A 14,680-nucleotide genomic window follows, 5' to 3' on the forward strand; every position below is an offset into this window, starting at 1 on the left:
CGTGCTTTAGCGCGTAAAGTAGTTTGCTGTAGGGTTGTTACTTTGTATTGTCGCCATAAATGACGATCTACTGATTACTCACCCAAACACACATCTAAAGCATGCACCTTGTGGTTTTTGTACATAAACCAAATCACCGCCGTGGTTGAGCATAATTTGCCGCGACAAGCTCAAACCAATACCCGAACCTTGTTGTTTGGTAGTAAAAAAGGGCACGAACACCATATCAATAACATGTTCAGCAATACCAGGTCCGTTATCGCTGACTTCAATGTAAAGCTGTTGTGCGTGATTTTGCGCGAGGGTGAGTTGAATCATTGGCGCTTTATTAGGATTTTGCGCGTTATGTTGATAGCTTGTGGCGAGTACTTCAAGTGCATTTTTAACTAAGTTAACCAGTACTTGTTCTATTTGGCTGTTGTCGAGCATCACTAATTGTTGGGTATTAATATTAAGCTCAAAAGTAGTGCCTTGCCTAAGTGCTTGTTGCTGATGCAATGCAACTATTTGTGTGAGCACACTAGCTAAATTATAAGGCGCTAATTTAGGTGTAGGTAAGCTACTTACTTGACGAAAGCGTGCTATAAAATCACCTAAATGCTCAGTGCGAGACGCAAGTGTAGTGAGTGCGAGCTGCAAGTCTTGCTTATCTTCAAGCTCATCAAAGCACAGCGTTTGCGGTAATAAAGTGGTGCACGTGTTAGCGAGTGATGAAAGTGGCGTTATAGAATTCGCTATTTCGTGTGTGAGCACTTTAGTTAAGCGCTTATAGGCCTGCTGCTCTTTTAACTGCAATTGGTCGTGAATAGACTGTATGCTGACAACGCGGCGAACTTTACCTTGAATTTCGGCGATACTGAGTGCAATTGATAATGTATCTTGTTGTTCACCTGTTTGCCAATGCAGGGTATTACGTACGTTTTGATCGGCTGTTAAAAGAAGATCACCCACAGCGCCTAATTCACTCAAGTGCTTAACGTTTTTACCTAAAAGCTTACTTACAGCGGGGTTTGATTCAATCACTTGGCCATTGTTATCAGACACCAATACGGCCAAATCGACATGAATGAGTAATGCTTGTAAAAACTGAGCTTGTTGCTCGGCATTAAAGCGTGCGGTTTGCATTTGTGCTTTTACTTGATCGAACTGCTGGCGCATTGGGTGATACTGGCTAAGACCCAGCGTACTATCGCCATTAGCGAGTGCGCGAATAACTATTTCAGCTTGTTTTTGTTGGCGAGTAAATAGTGTGAAAATATGGGCGCTCAAGGCAATACTAACCAAGACGACTAACAATAATGTTGCCGAGAAACCTTTATTAATAAGTAAGTAGCACAGTAATGCACTGCAGCTGCTTAATGCGACTAGGTTAAATCCGAGGGAAAAATAAGGTCGCATCTTTATAATCCATACTTTTCAAGGCGGCGATACATAGCACCGCGCGTTAAACCAAGCGCTTTGGCAGCGTGGCTCACATTGCCTTGGTGGTGAGTAAGGGCTGCACGAACAGTGCGTTGTTCAAGTGCCTCTAAATCAAAAGTATCGTATGCATTATTATTTTCGATTGGGTTATTAGTGCTGTTGACGTTACTTGTAGTATTACCAACCACTGAACTCACATCAAGATTTTCGCCTTCACTTAATATTACCGCGCGCTCTATGGCGTGGGCTAGCTCACGCACATTGCCCGGCCATGAGTATTGGCAAAGTGATGTCATATCACCTGCCGCAATGGTTAAGTCGCGTTTGTATTTTTGTGAAAAATGATTTAGGTAATAATCTACTAGTAATGGAATGTCATCACTGCGCTCACGTAAGGCAGGTAGGCGAATTTCAACAGTATTAATACGATACAGTAAGTCTTGACGAAAGCGACCTTCAGCGACCGCTTGCTCAAGATTATCGTTAGTGGCACAAATGAGGCGAATATCAATATCAATTGTTTTACTGCCGCCGATCGGAGTTACTTGGCGGTTTTGCAATGTGGCGAGTAACTTAGCTTGATGTTCAAGAGGTAAGTTACCTAACTCATCTAAAAATAAACTGCCGCCTTGGGCCAGTTCAAATTTACCAATTCGATCAGCTTTAGCGTCAGTAAACGCGCCTTTTTTATGGCCGAATAGCTCACTTTCAAACAGGTTTTGCGCCACTGCGCCCATATCTACACTCATAAAGGTGTGTTCGCTACGCATACTTGCTTGGTGAATTGCATGGGCGGTGAGTTCTTTTCCTGTGCCACTTTCGCCAGTGATTAATATATTTGCGTCGGTTTTTGCGGCTTTTTCAATGGTATTAAATACTTGCTGCATTGCTGCGCTTTGCCCTAAAAATTTAAATGATGGCGTGTTTAATGCCTGATTAAGCCCCTGCTTTTGGCGAGTTAGTTTACCAACTTGTTGCTTGTCTTTTGCGTGCGAGAATGCAGCAGCAACCGCGCCAAGTAATTGCTCATTTTGCCAAGGTTTAGCAATAAAATCAGACGCACCTGCTTTAATGGCATCCACCGCAATCTGAATATCACTGTAAGCGGTCATCAGTAGCACCACGATATTGGCGTCTTGCTCAATGATTTTTTTGAGCCAATAAAACCCTTCTTTGCCGCTAATCGAATCTTGGCTAAAGTTCATATCCAATAAAATCACGTCAATGGGCTGATCGCTTTCTCGTTGCTTGCTAATAATGCCAGCAATATCAAAGGGATTATCAGTAGTTTTGACGCTTTGATAGTGTTGCTTTAATAGCAAGCGTGCTGCAATGAGAATATCGGGATTGTCGTCAACAATTAAAACTGAGCCTGTGTGTTTCATGGTTTTTATTTTTATAGAGTTTTATTTAGCCTAAAACAAAAAAGGAACAGTGTCCATAAATGGACGCTTATTAAAATAAAAAGTGTTCTATAAACGGACACTTAAAGTATCTATCGGTATAAGGTGTTATTCAAGCTGTTGTAATTAAAGAATAATTAAAGTTGGCATACGCTTTGTAATAGCAATAGGTAATTAGTTAAATTAAACCTGTATCAAGGCGGCAACATGGATAAGAAAATAGAACGCTCATTTACTCAAAAGTATTTTAAAAAATTCATCTTTGCAACGATGGCCTTAGGTGTTGCGGCTGCTGCGTATGGCTTTACGCAAACTAGCGATACAGGTCGTAGCCAACATGTTGAGCGCAGTAGCCTCACCGTTAGCACAGTTAAACAAGGTGCATTTAAAAATGCGTTGAGCTTACGCGGTCAAGTGGTGCCAAAAACCAGTATTTATCTTGATACTATCGCCGGTGGCCAAGTTGAGGAGCGTTTGGTAGAGCAAGGCGAGTTTGTAGAAGCAGGCCAACCCTTGGTGCGCTTGAGTAATACTAACTTGCAACTTGATGTTATGGGCCGTGAGGCTCAAGTAACAGAGCAGCTTAATTTTTTACGTAATACGCAAATGAATATGGAAACCAGCCGCTTAAACTTACGCCGAGACTTATTAGAAATAGAGTTAAAGATTACGCATTTAACACGCCGCTTAAAACAAACTAAACCATTAGTTAAAAGTGGGGTATTGGCGCAAGATAAACTAGCCGAACTTGAGGAAGATTTAAGTTATTACCATGCTCGCAAGGAGCTAACGCTTGAGCGTCAAAAGCAAGAAAAATCAATACGTGAAGTGCAAGTTGCACAGCTTTCAGACAGCGCTAAAATGCTCGAGAAAAACCTTCAATTTGCTCGTCGAAACCTTGACAACTTATTAGTAAAAGCACCTGTATCTGGTTATTTAAGCGAGCTTGATGTAGAAATTGGCGAATCAAAAAGTAGCGGCGCACGACTCGGACAAATTGATATTCCTAACGAGTATAAATTAGTGGTACGTCTTGATGAGTTTTACTTAAATCAGGTGCAGCGCGATATGGCCGTGATGATTGAACTTGATGATGATGCTATTACTGCCAAAGTGAGCAAAATTGATAGCCGCGTACAGCAGTCTCAATTTCAAATCGAAGTGGACTTACCCAGTAACACTAAAAGTATTAAGCGTGGCCAAAGCATCGACCTTGAGTTAATGCTTGGCAACAATAAAAACGATGCCTTATTACTTAATCGAGGCGCATTTTTCACAAACTCGGGTGGTAATTGGGTTTACGTAATTGAGCAAGGTAACAATAAAGCACTGCGCCGTGATATTCGTTTAGGTAAAAAAAATCAACATTATTTTGAAGTGCTTGAAGGGCTAAAAGCAGGGGATCAAGTGATCACCTCAAGCTACAGCAACTTCGAAAAAGCACAACAACTACAATTTTAAGGATAACAATAATGATTAAACTAACTAATTTAAGTCGTGTATTTCGTACTCAAGATGTTGAAACAACTGCACTAAGCAATATTACTCTAACCGTAAAGGAAGGTGATTTTTTAGCAATTATGGGCCCATCTGGCTGTGGTAAATCAACCTTATTATCTATTTTAGGCATGTTAGATTCGCCAACGAGTGGAAGCTTTGAGTTTGCAGGTGCTGACATTGCAGGTTATAGCGAAAAACAATTAGCAGAGTTACGTAAAGCTTCAATTGGTTTTGTATTTCAGAGCTTTAACTTAATTGATGAATTGACAGTTTATCAAAATGTAGAGCTGCCTTTGCAATATCAAAAAATTTCAAAAAGTGAGCGTAAAGAGCGTGTTGAAACCATTTTAAAGCGAGTGGGTATTGATCATCGAGGCGATCATTTACCGCAGCAGCTATCGGGTGGTCAGCAGCAGCGTGTAGCAGTAGCGCGAGCTTTGGTGATTAACCCTAAGCTAATTTTAGCCGATGAGCCAACGGGTAATTTAGACTCAAAAAATGGTGATGAAGTAATGGCAATGCTCCGCGAATTAAATAAAGAAGGCACCACGGTAATTATGGTTACGCACTCTGATAAAGAGGGTAATTATGCAGATCGTTTAGTACGCCTACTTGATGGCCAAGTGATGCTTGATAAAGCAAATAACGTACAACAAACGATGGAGGTTGCATAGCATGTTTATAAGTTACTTTATTACAGCGCTGCGTTCGTTCAAACAGCAAAAGCAACATTTTATTTTAAATGTATTAGGTCTAAGTATTGGCTTAGCTTCAGCAATGTTAGTGGGTTTATTTGCAAGCTTTGAGGCCAACGTTGATCAGCATCAACCAAATGCACAGCAGACATATCGTCTTTCGCAGCATTTTCGGGAGATGGGCGTTGATGCACCAATTACCAACTATTACGCTATAAAAGAGCTTGCTAAAAATACAGCTATTGAAGATATTTTTGCATTAGAGATGCATCCAAGGTTATCGGGTGATTTTAGCGCTAATGGCAATTACTACAAAATGGAAGGCTTATTCGCTACGGGCAAAAACATTACTGATTTTATAAGTTTGGATGTGCTCCATGGTGATTTACAAGACTCGCTCAGTGAACCGAATAAAATAGCGCTTAGTGAGCGTGAAGCTATTCGGATCTTTGGTCGCACAAATGCTATTGGCGAAACATTAACTAAAGATCAAGTGACTTACACTGTGACTGCCATATTTGCTAACTTACAAGATAACACTCATTTTGCATTTTCGGGATTGGTGGCAATGCAAAATGAGACACCTAATTATCAAATGAATAACTTTTATGTTTATGTACGCTTCTCTGCTAATACTAATCTTGTCGCTGAGCAAGCGCAGTTAGCGCAGGCCTATCCCGCGCTTGTTTATCCTAGTCAATCTTTGGGATTTGTAACCTTAACTTTTCAACATTTGCCTGGTATTCACTTACACGCGGATAGTCGCTATGAGCTTAAAGAAAATGGCTCATATACTGTAGTAATGATTAGCTTTTCTCTGAGTCTTTTATTGATTGCAATAGCAGCATTTAACTTTATTAATATGAGTATTGCTCAATCAGCTAAGCGAGCTAAAGAGGTTGGCGTACGAAAAGCGCTGGGAGCTAGTAAGCCGCAGATAGTTATTCAGTTTTTGGTGGAGTCATTATTAGTTACCAGTTTTGCTGCTATTTTAGCCTGTGTTTTATTGGAACTTGCTCTACCATCTTTTAATCAATTGGTTGGGCGTGTTTTAGTTTTTGATTACCTGTCTGAGTTTGGTGCAATTTTTATTGCTGTTGTGTTCTTGGTGGGTTTATTAGCAGGAGCATATCCCGCATTGTTTATGTCGTCATTCAGTGCCAAACGCGTACTTAGTGGTGACATTCAGCGTGGACGCACAGCAATAGTTGTACGCAAGGTATTACTTACTCTACAAGCTTCTTTATCTATTGCTTTGATAATTAGTGCTTCATTCTTACATCAACAACTTAACCATTTACAATCGATAGATGTGGGTTACGAGAAACAATACCGCTTAGAGGTAGATGGCATCCCTTCGCGTAAGTTGTACTTTACACAGAACAATATACTTACTCAGCGTATTAATGCGATACAAGGTGTTAAATCAAGCAGCATTACAGATGCTTCATTCACGTCGTCATTTAATACCAGCTTTGATGTTACTTCAGACAATGGTGAGATGAAAAATGCTGTTATTCCTTTTATTGGAGTAGGATTTGATATAGCTAAAAGCGTCGGTCTATCGTTAATGGCTGGACGTGATTTAAGTGCAGACTATGGCAGTGATTGGTATAGCCAAACCGAAGATGGTAATGGCAGTGCTGGCGTTTTAGTATCGCAGTCATTTGTTAAGCTTGCAGGCTATGGCAGTGCCGAGCAAGCTATTGGTAAAAAACTTTATACAAGCTCTGGTGATAATCAAGAGGTACTAAATATTGTTGGTGTCATTAAAGATGTCACTATAGGCTCAGCCCGAGAAGCTTCTACGTCGCCTTTAATCCTTGTTTGTGGCTTTAGTTGGGCTAATGAAGGTAAATTAATTATTAACTTCGATCCTAACCAATTCGCTGCTGTAAAAACTCAGGTGCAAGCTATAGTCACTGATGTGCTTAATGTACATAACTCAGACATTGATTTAGTAGCCGATAATTACCGAGCTTTGTATAAAAGCGATGAGCGCGTATCAACCTTGGTTGTAATATTTTGTATGTTGGCCATTATATTGACCTGCTTAGGTACTTTTGGTTTAGCTGCGTTTTCTACTTTACAGCGTCAAAAAGAGATTGCGGTACGTAAAGTGTTGGGAGCATCACGCTTGAGTATAGTGAATTTATTAGCAAAAGAGTTTTTACTATTAGTGCTTGTAAGTGCCGTTGTTGCATTTCCACTTACCTATTGGTTGGTGGGCGATTGGCTTGCTAATTTTAATGACCGCATCGATCAAGTTTGGTGGGTATATAGCTTAGCAGCTTTGGTTATTGCTGCGATTACTTGGCTCACGGTTGCAAGCCTTGCATTTAAAGCTGCAAGCACAAGGCCATCGCTTACTTTACGTTATGAGTAAATAAAATTTATTAGCCAAAGCCATGGTCTATCGGAGTAACAGGTAGGCCATTTTTGGGTGAGAACAAAATCTTATAGGTTAGATATGTTGATATCACATGTAACAACAGCATTTAGAGTATTCAAGCAACACAAGCTTTATTCGTTATTGAATGTCTTAGGGTTAAGTATTGGTCTTGCTGCAGCTCTGTTAGTGGCGCTATTCGCAGAGTATGAATTGTCGTTTGATGAAATGCAGCCCGATCACCAGCAAGTTTATCGTCTGCATGTTGATGTAAAGGTACCGGGTTTAGAAGAGATCCCCTTAACGGTTGTAAGCATTGCGCAAACAGTGTCTTTACGTAGTGATGTAAGTGACTTATTGGTGCTGGCAGATGTGGTCGATAGTGATTTATTTACTGATCATATTAAAGTGGCTGGGCAAGTGTTTAAGCTGCGAAATGTGTATGGCACTTCGGCCAATTTACGTGATTTTATTCATCTTGATGTGATGGCTGGCAATCTTGAACAAGCGCTCTCAGAGCCTAATCAAATCGCCTTGAGTGACAGTGAAGCCACAAGGCTGTTTGGTAGCGCCAGTAAAGCGTTCGAACAAACGTTATTGATGGGCGAGCAAAGTATCACTGTGGGTGCTGTTTTTGATGATTTACCCGATAACAGCCACTTTTTGTTCCATGCTTTAGTGTCTGTTGATTTCACTGAACATAATGATATATCGAGTTATGTTTATCTAAAAACTCAGCAAGGTGCTGATTTAAAAGACATAGAAAAGCAGTTAGCTAGCCGTCTTATCGAAAAATATCAGTTAAAGAATAGCCAACTTGAGTATCGTTTAGTGCCGATGCGAGAGGTATACTTCAAAGCCCATTCTCCCTTTGAATTTAAACCCGGAGGGTCGGATTTTTTAGTGAACTTGAGTCTAATATTGAGCGGTTTATTACTCGCCATTGCCGCAGCCAATTACATCAATATTGCGGTGTCGCAATTGCTTTACCGCAGCAAAGAAATTGCCATGCGCAAAACCTTGGGGGCGAGTAAGCAACAATTAATACTGCAATTTTTGTTAGAAGCCTTGTTAATGGTGACCCTTGCTACAGTGTTAGCGTTGTGTTGGGTTGAGATGTTATTACCAAGTTTTAGTGGCTTTGCAAACCGCCCATTGCAGCTAGTTTGGGGCTGGTCACAATTGGTAGCTGTATTGGGTGTGGTGTTTTTATTGGCTTTTATATCTGGTGCTTATCCGGCTTTTTGTGTGGCACGCGCACCGCTAAAAAGTTTACTTGCAGGGCAATTGCAAACAGGTCAGGTGGTGCGTAAAGGCCTGTTAGTATTTCAAGCAGCCATGGCAATGGCTTTAATTGTTTGTACTATGGTGAGCTTACAACAGTTAACGTTCTTGCAAAACCTGTCGCTTGGTTATGATGCGACAGATCGTATTGTGATACACGATTTAAGCAGTAAGCAATTGATGGAAAAAGAACACGCGATACTCAATGAGATCCGAGCGTTGCCCGGTGTAGTGCAAATAACTACTACTGACACTGACTTAACCGACAGTATTCTTGAAAGCTTTTATTTCCGATGGCCAAACGGCTATGAGGAAAGTGAACTGCCACCGACCATAGGCACAGGTTTCCATGCCGTTGAAACCTTGGGTTTGACACTACTTGCAGGCAGAGACTTTTCACCACAGTTCCAGAGCGATTGGTTGCACTCTCCTAATGAGCATGCTGGGGCGCAGCAGGGCGAAGACAACCCTCAAGCAATGGCTATTTTGGTGACCGAACAAATGGCAAAACGTGCTGGTTACGATAATGTGGATGAGGTGGTAGGTCTGCAAGTTCAAGGGCTTTATCGCAACATTAATGCAACCATTGTCGGTGTGGTAAAAGACATTAAAGTCGGCTCGGCGAAAGATGATTGGCTACCTGTGTCATTTTCAGCAGGGTATAGCTCACAATCAACCGTTCGATTGGTGATAAGGACCGAACAAGCAAACTTTCCTCAGTTATTTAATCAGTTACGCCAGCTTTTAAAGCAGTTTAATTTAACCGCCGATCCGCAATTTAGCCTGATGCAGCAAGACTTAGCCAAGGTTTATCGCGTCGAGCATGACTTATTTGTGCTCATTCGAAATTTCTCTGTGCTGGCCATGTTTTTAAGTTGCTTAGGTTTATTTGGACTTGCAGCGTTTGCAGCGAAACGTCAGCAAAAGCAATTAGCCATTCGAAAAGTCTTGGGTGCAACCCGTTTAAGTTTAGTTAATCTACTTGCCCGTGAGTTTTTAATCATGGTGTTCGCAGCGGCGGTAATTGCTTTACCTCTAGCTTATTGGCTAATGGATAATTGGTTGCAAGGTTTTAACGACCGTATTGAGCAGGCCATTTGGGTATATGGCGCTGCGGCGCTTGTGGTCGCACTCTTTACTTGGCTCACGGTTGCAAGCCTTGCATTTAAAGCTGCAAGCACACGGCCATCGCTTACTTTACGTTATGAGTAAATAAAGCTCAGTGAATTAAAAAAGGGTTGGTGAATACACTAACCCTTTTGTATCGTAAAGTTTATTGATACGAAATGTAATACCCTGGTACATGTGCTTGGGTATACAAGTGCCCGTCAATGTATGAATCTTGTATTAAAGTTCCAATATTTGCAGCGTTAATACGCATACGAGCCACCATTTCATGGACCGCTTCAGCTGTAAAAGCTTCTTCGACAGGAGGGTCGCCAACAAAATTAGTAAACCACGGAAACCAGCTATTATCATTGCCACTTACGCTTTGGTCGGGGTGGTAGATACCGCCCTGCCAGCGATCAAATTTCAGACTTTCTAAACTAAATAGGCCAAAGTTTGCTTGCGTCATACATGCATCAGCGGCTTGGTATTCAGGGTAGCCAGAACTAGCAGCAAACTGATTGCACACATTGTGTGGGAGGTTGCTGGTATTTACTGCAGAATATTCTACAGCTCTAAACATAACAGGACGAGAAGAGCTACCTGCTGGGAAAATAATATTTGCCGCGACAGGTGAATGCCAACGTTGATGATACATCGCAATTGATAGGCCTAAGTCTTCTTTGTTTATTGCAACGTTATCTGCATGTGTCCATGAGCCGCCAGGGTCAACAGGAGTGCCGCTATTATCGAATATTATTCCATGTTGGTTTGCCTCCAGTTGGTTAAGTAGGTTTGGCGTTGTATTGTCGACAACCGTTACTGGGATCATGCTACTAGCTGCACTAGGTGTATAATTTATAGCTGGGTTGTTTAATGCTTTCCAGCATAATAAGCCATAACCATAACCGTTATTTATCATTGGGCAGTTTGTCATATTTGCAGATGACTGGTTGCTTTGATAAGTGTGATTAACCGATGCAGCAGCGGCTTCACCTGTGCCTACCAATACTCCCCACGACTGAAGTGTTATTTGTGCATACGGTAGTTCACTTTCAGGCAAATAGAGTGTGGTGCTAGATATTAAGTTAAGCGCTAAATCGAACTCATAGAGTACTACCGGGCGCATTTTACTTTGTTTTTGCTTGGGGTATTGGGCTATCACGGTTTGCTTTGCAGGTGGGGTTTGATATTGCTCATTTACTTGGGCTAACAAATAAACACGATGCTTTGATATATAGCTATTTAGCAATTTTTTTATATGCCAAGTTGATAGTTTGCGAGATTTTAAAATGCTAGCGTGGTTATCGGTTAATTGCAGTGTATTGCCTTGCTGCAAAAGCCATGTGTGCCCACTTAAACCAATTACTTTTGTTTGCTCAAAAATATATTGGTTTTGTTGATCATGACTCTGTGTATTTATAAGTGCTTTGTCATTTATTTGATAGCTTGAAAACGACACTTCCTCGTTGTGATACTGATGTAAAGGCGCCGAATATTGACCAAATAAAGCGGTTAATTCAATTCTAATAGTGTTATCTAATTCTTTAACAACCCACTGATCTTGCGCCTGCTGGTGGAAAGTTATTGGAGTGTATTGACCCTCCTTATCTACGCTGAATGCCTGCCATGTTGTTTCACACTTTGATATACATAACTTAGATGAGCGAATAAGCGCTTGTTGATTTTCTGAGGTGAAAGAATCTTGTTCGTCTTCAAATTTAAATTGAAGTGGAGTGCCTCTTTCAGTGATCTCAAAAGAAAAAAGAATGCGCCGTTGGTTACCGCTAACATGCAACGTATTGTGATTACTTTGGCCTAACTTAAGCTTTGAGTAAGTGTTTGAAGTGTGTGTTTTATCGGCGTTACCTAAAAAAGCGGAGCCATTATTATGTTGATGGCTTTGATCGCCTTCTTGGAGTTCTAAAAATTGTAAACGTTGAACACACGCTTCTTCTTTACAAGTTTGTAGTTGTATTTTGCGTTGCTGATACGCAAAATTAAACCAAGGTGTTTGAGCTAAATAGCTCTCTTGGTTTGCATAAAATAGTACGGGTAGTGTGCTTGTATCAAATTGTTTTGCTATAGCAACACAATGCATACTTGCTGTTATTGTAAGTGCAGTGATAAAAAGTGTAAGTAGTTTTTTCATGATGATTCCTTTGCTTTAAACATACAAAAGAGGGTAGGAAACACCTACCCTTTATAAGTTCGATTGCAGTGCTTAATATACAACCCCTTGCTGCTGCGAAGCATTAACACCCTGATTGAGCTGAATAGATAGCCAATTTTCTACATCACTACGAAGAGAAGCGGTGTTATCAGGACCTGACTGGCTGGCATAAAACCATAAACCGGTAGGCATGGGGGCGGTAACATTTGTGCCACAAGTAAAGTGGTTAGCGGCATACATTACAGCGCCAGAGCTACCAAACTCAAAATGACTATCAGAATAACCGCCATAACCTCGTGCTTTAACATGGGCTTCTGAGTCGAGTGTGAAGTGATAAACTTCGTTAGGTTGCAATAAAAACGGACTTACGTCAGATGAATCAAATCGAGCTCGCATCGTCGAATTTACGCTTGCTTCGTTACCCGAACGGGTAATTATGCCTGCAATATTAGTAATTAAATCACTGGCAAGTTGTGCATCGAGTAAGCTACCGGCATTGTCATTCACTATTGCAGCAGTAATACCTAAAGCTGCTTTTATAGTGCCCAGCACCGAGTTAATATCCCATCCAGTGTTAAAGCTCATTGCTGCACCACCGGCTTTATTAAACAATACAATCTCAGGGGCAGAACCAGGTAAATCAACGGCAAACTTTGCACCATCGGCAGAGTGTGCATTAGTGGCTTTTGACCAAATTTGCTTTGCGGTCCCTTTTACATGGAAACGCGAGGCATAAGTGCCTCTAACTTCTAAGTTTCCTGAACATGAATTACTTTGATTACAATCAAAACCCGCTTTATCGGCACACAGCATTTTTACCGAAAACTCAGTAGAGTTATGACTTATTGTGTTGTCGTAGCCATACGCTTTATGTTTTGACCAACGCTCACCATCGCCTGAATGAAATGCGCCGTAAGCAGTACTGGTAAAGTTAAGTCCATGTTTAGACATTCCTTTATTGTCACTAGACGTTTCAGGTGCAGGTGATGATGGGGTTGAAGGGTAATTTGTTACCACGGTACCAGAGCCTGTATTTGGCACTACCATTTGGCAGGCACAGGCTGACTTTGGACCACCCTTTGCATCTTTATTTAATAACTCTTTAATTTCATTATAAGTAGTTGGATCCATTTCCTTGTTATAGCTTAAAACAGAGAGCCCTTTTTTCTTAGGCGCTGCGTAATTTTCAAACCACGCTTCAAATAATCGTGGATTGTTTATTTCGACAAACTCAGCTAACGAAACCATTTTTTGCATTGTTAACCATTGCTTAAAAAGAGCCGGCTTATATTGTATAAGGTAGCGTGCAAGGTAATAGCTGTCCTCTGGTGAGTGATCAGCAAGCACCGTAGACCATAAATCAAGCGCATTTACGTCTATCTCTTTTATTTGGCTTAAGATTTCTTCGGCCCGATAAGTTGCTGTTAGTTTTTCAATATAATGATTGAGTACCGCTTCTTCATCGTTTTCAGCCATAAAATCAAGCAAAGAAAGCGAGTCAGTAGACCACGCTGAAATAGTCTGCCAAGTTTGTTTGCTAACTTGAGCAGGTGCCATTGCACCATAATCATTTTCTAAAGCGGTAGTACGGTGGTTGGTATTTTCAACAGTACCTGCAAATGCAGTGGTACTTATGATTGCCATATATACAAGAGAACCTAAAGCAAGTGGTGTCATTAATGTACGTTTCATTTTTATTCCTCCATAAATAATAAATAAGCACAAATAATGTGCCCTTTTATATTGCTTGTTTATTTTCATCACGAAAGGAATTAGCAGGGTCAGCAGGGGGCGAGTTAGGTAAAAGTGAGAAAAGTAAGGGGGTGTAAACATGCTGGGCATTATTTTTTGAATTGAATAAATTTATATATATTTAAATACAATAACTTAAAAATAAATTTACCCGTTTTTACCCAATTGCCCCATGATTTTAAGTGTGATTTACCTCTCTTTGATGCACACTTTTTGAGTTGGTTTTGTATTTAATAGGTATGTAAATACAGCATCAACAATAGGATTAAGTAAATAAATGGAGGTAAATATAATGAAATATACAATTTTAATATCAAGTCTGTTACTAACAACCTTTGCGCATGCTCATAGTGCAAAAATGCTGCAAGAAGAACTTCAAGTTAACGCGCAAAACTGCCCTAAAAAGCAAACAATATTGCTCGCTTCGATGAAAATATCGACAGGAACGTTTTCATTTTTAAAAAGTGATACAAGTAGTGGGTGTACGGAAAAAAGACTTTCTGCATCAGGTCGAGAAAGCCCAATGTTAGATTGTGGTCAGTTTGATGATTGGCGCTTAGCTTACGATATGGGAAACAATATGTGTGAGTCGTTACACTCAAATATGATGCGTTTTGATAATACATTAAACCCAGATATGCAAATATTTACTCGCTTTGAAGGCCCTTACGAATTTAAAGGGGACGAGCACCATCAAAAATTTAAAGCGAACATGGGCGTTACATTAGCGTGTTATGTCTGTGATACAGCAAAATAGCTAAACCGTAGCACGAGGTGATATAAGTGATACCTTGTGCTTTTTAATTCTGATTCAGGTTAAATAACCTGAACTCTGGATAATAAATCTATCTCTAGCAGCTATTTTCAGCGCTAACTGCGTTGAATTTACTTGCAATAGGCCAGCTATTGACGCGTAAATTCGCCTTGTTTTCATTGAAAATCTCTGGCTAGAGAA

The 14,680-nt window shown here is 40.6% G+C and carries 9 protein-coding genes; 5 read left to right on the plus strand and 4 right to left on the minus strand.

Annotated features, from left to right (window positions below; genetic code table 11):
- Positions 1–78: 78 nt before the first annotated feature.
- Together CWB66_RS12425 and CWB66_RS12430 are read right to left on the minus strand one after the other, a co-directional pair.
- Positions 79–1,398 (minus strand): sensor histidine kinase, encoded by a 1,320-nt coding sequence (locus tag CWB66_RS12425; RefSeq protein WP_138585635.1) that lies wholly within the window; start codon positions 1,396–1,398, stop codon positions 79–81.
- A 2-nt stretch (positions 1,399–1,400) separates the two neighbouring features.
- Positions 1,401–2,807 (minus strand): sigma-54-dependent transcriptional regulator, encoded by a 1,407-nt coding sequence (locus CWB66_RS12430; RefSeq protein ID WP_138585636.1) that lies wholly within the window; start codon positions 2,805–2,807, stop codon positions 1,401–1,403.
- A 225-nt stretch (positions 2,808–3,032) separates the two neighbouring features.
- Here CWB66_RS12430 and CWB66_RS12435 point away from each other — a divergent pair, with 225 nt between their 5' ends.
- The 4 genes from CWB66_RS12435 to CWB66_RS12450 all read left to right on the plus strand — a co-directional run bounded on the left by CWB66_RS12435 (position 3,033) and on the right by CWB66_RS12450 (position 9,905).
- Positions 3,033–4,286 carry an efflux RND transporter periplasmic adaptor subunit gene (locus tag CWB66_RS12435; protein WP_138585637.1) on the plus strand — a complete coding sequence of 418 codons (1,254 nt, stop codon included), beginning with the start codon at positions 3,033–3,035 and terminating at the stop codon, positions 4,284–4,286.
- An 11-nt stretch (positions 4,287–4,297) separates the two neighbouring features.
- On the plus strand, positions 4,298–4,999 hold the full coding sequence (locus CWB66_RS12440) for an ABC transporter ATP-binding protein (RefSeq protein WP_138585638.1): 702 nt from the start codon (positions 4,298–4,300) through the stop codon (positions 4,997–4,999).
- A gap of 1 nt (position 5,000) precedes the next feature.
- Positions 5,001–7,406, plus strand: coding sequence for an ABC transporter permease (locus CWB66_RS12445; protein WP_138585639.1), 2,406 nt, complete (start codon positions 5,001–5,003; stop codon positions 7,404–7,406).
- An 84-nt stretch (positions 7,407–7,490) separates the two neighbouring features.
- Positions 7,491–9,905, plus strand: a complete 2,415-nt coding sequence (locus CWB66_RS12450) for an ABC transporter permease (RefSeq protein ID WP_138585640.1) — start codon at positions 7,491–7,493, stop codon at positions 9,903–9,905.
- Positions 9,906–9,966: 61 nt separating this feature from the next.
- On the opposite strand, the gene CWB66_RS12455 is transcribed toward CWB66_RS12450, so the two are convergent.
- Together CWB66_RS12455 and CWB66_RS12460 are read right to left on the minus strand one after the other, a co-directional pair.
- Positions 9,967–11,952 (minus strand): hypothetical protein, encoded by a 1,986-nt coding sequence (locus CWB66_RS12455; protein WP_138585641.1) that lies wholly within the window; start codon positions 11,950–11,952, stop codon positions 9,967–9,969.
- A 72-nt stretch (positions 11,953–12,024) separates the two neighbouring features.
- Positions 12,025–13,665 carry a hypothetical protein gene (locus CWB66_RS12460; protein ID WP_138585642.1) on the minus strand — a complete coding sequence of 547 codons (1,641 nt, stop codon included), beginning with the start codon at positions 13,663–13,665 and terminating at the stop codon, positions 12,025–12,027.
- A gap of 352 nt (positions 13,666–14,017) precedes the next feature.
- Between CWB66_RS12460 and CWB66_RS12465 the strand changes: the two genes are divergently transcribed.
- Positions 14,018–14,482 (plus strand): hypothetical protein, encoded by a 465-nt coding sequence (locus CWB66_RS12465; protein WP_077538903.1) that lies wholly within the window; start codon positions 14,018–14,020, stop codon positions 14,480–14,482.
- Positions 14,483–14,680 lie beyond the last annotated feature (198 nt).

This window comes from Pseudoalteromonas sp. S558, assembly GCF_005886635.1.
In the GTDB taxonomy this organism is placed as follows: domain Bacteria; phylum Pseudomonadota; class Gammaproteobacteria; order Enterobacterales; family Alteromonadaceae; genus Pseudoalteromonas; species Pseudoalteromonas aliena.

Coding starts and splice junctions, on each gene's coding strand:
- CWB66_RS12455 (WP_138585641.1), bottom strand. CDS start 11,952: ATGAAAAAACTACTTACACTTTTTATCACTGCACTTACAATAACAGCA.
- CWB66_RS12465 (WP_077538903.1), top strand. CDS start 14,018: ATGAAATATACAATTTTAATATCAAGTCTGTTACTAACAACCTTTGCG.
- CWB66_RS12460 (WP_138585642.1), bottom strand. CDS start 13,665: ATGAAACGTACATTAATGACACCACTTGCTTTAGGTTCTCTTGTATAT.
- CWB66_RS12445 (WP_138585639.1), top strand. CDS start 5,001: ATGTTTATAAGTTACTTTATTACAGCGCTGCGTTCGTTCAAACAGCAA.
- CWB66_RS12430 (WP_138585636.1), bottom strand. CDS start 2,807: ATGAAACACACAGGCTCAGTTTTAATTGTTGACGACAATCCCGATATT.
- CWB66_RS12425 (WP_138585635.1), bottom strand. CDS start 1,398: ATGCGACCTTATTTTTCCCTCGGATTTAACCTAGTCGCATTAAGCAGC.
- CWB66_RS12440 (WP_138585638.1), top strand. CDS start 4,298: ATGATTAAACTAACTAATTTAAGTCGTGTATTTCGTACTCAAGATGTT.
- CWB66_RS12450 (WP_138585640.1), top strand. CDS start 7,491: ATGTTGATATCACATGTAACAACAGCATTTAGAGTATTCAAGCAACAC.
- CWB66_RS12435 (WP_138585637.1), top strand. CDS start 3,033: ATGGATAAGAAAATAGAACGCTCATTTACTCAAAAGTATTTTAAAAAA.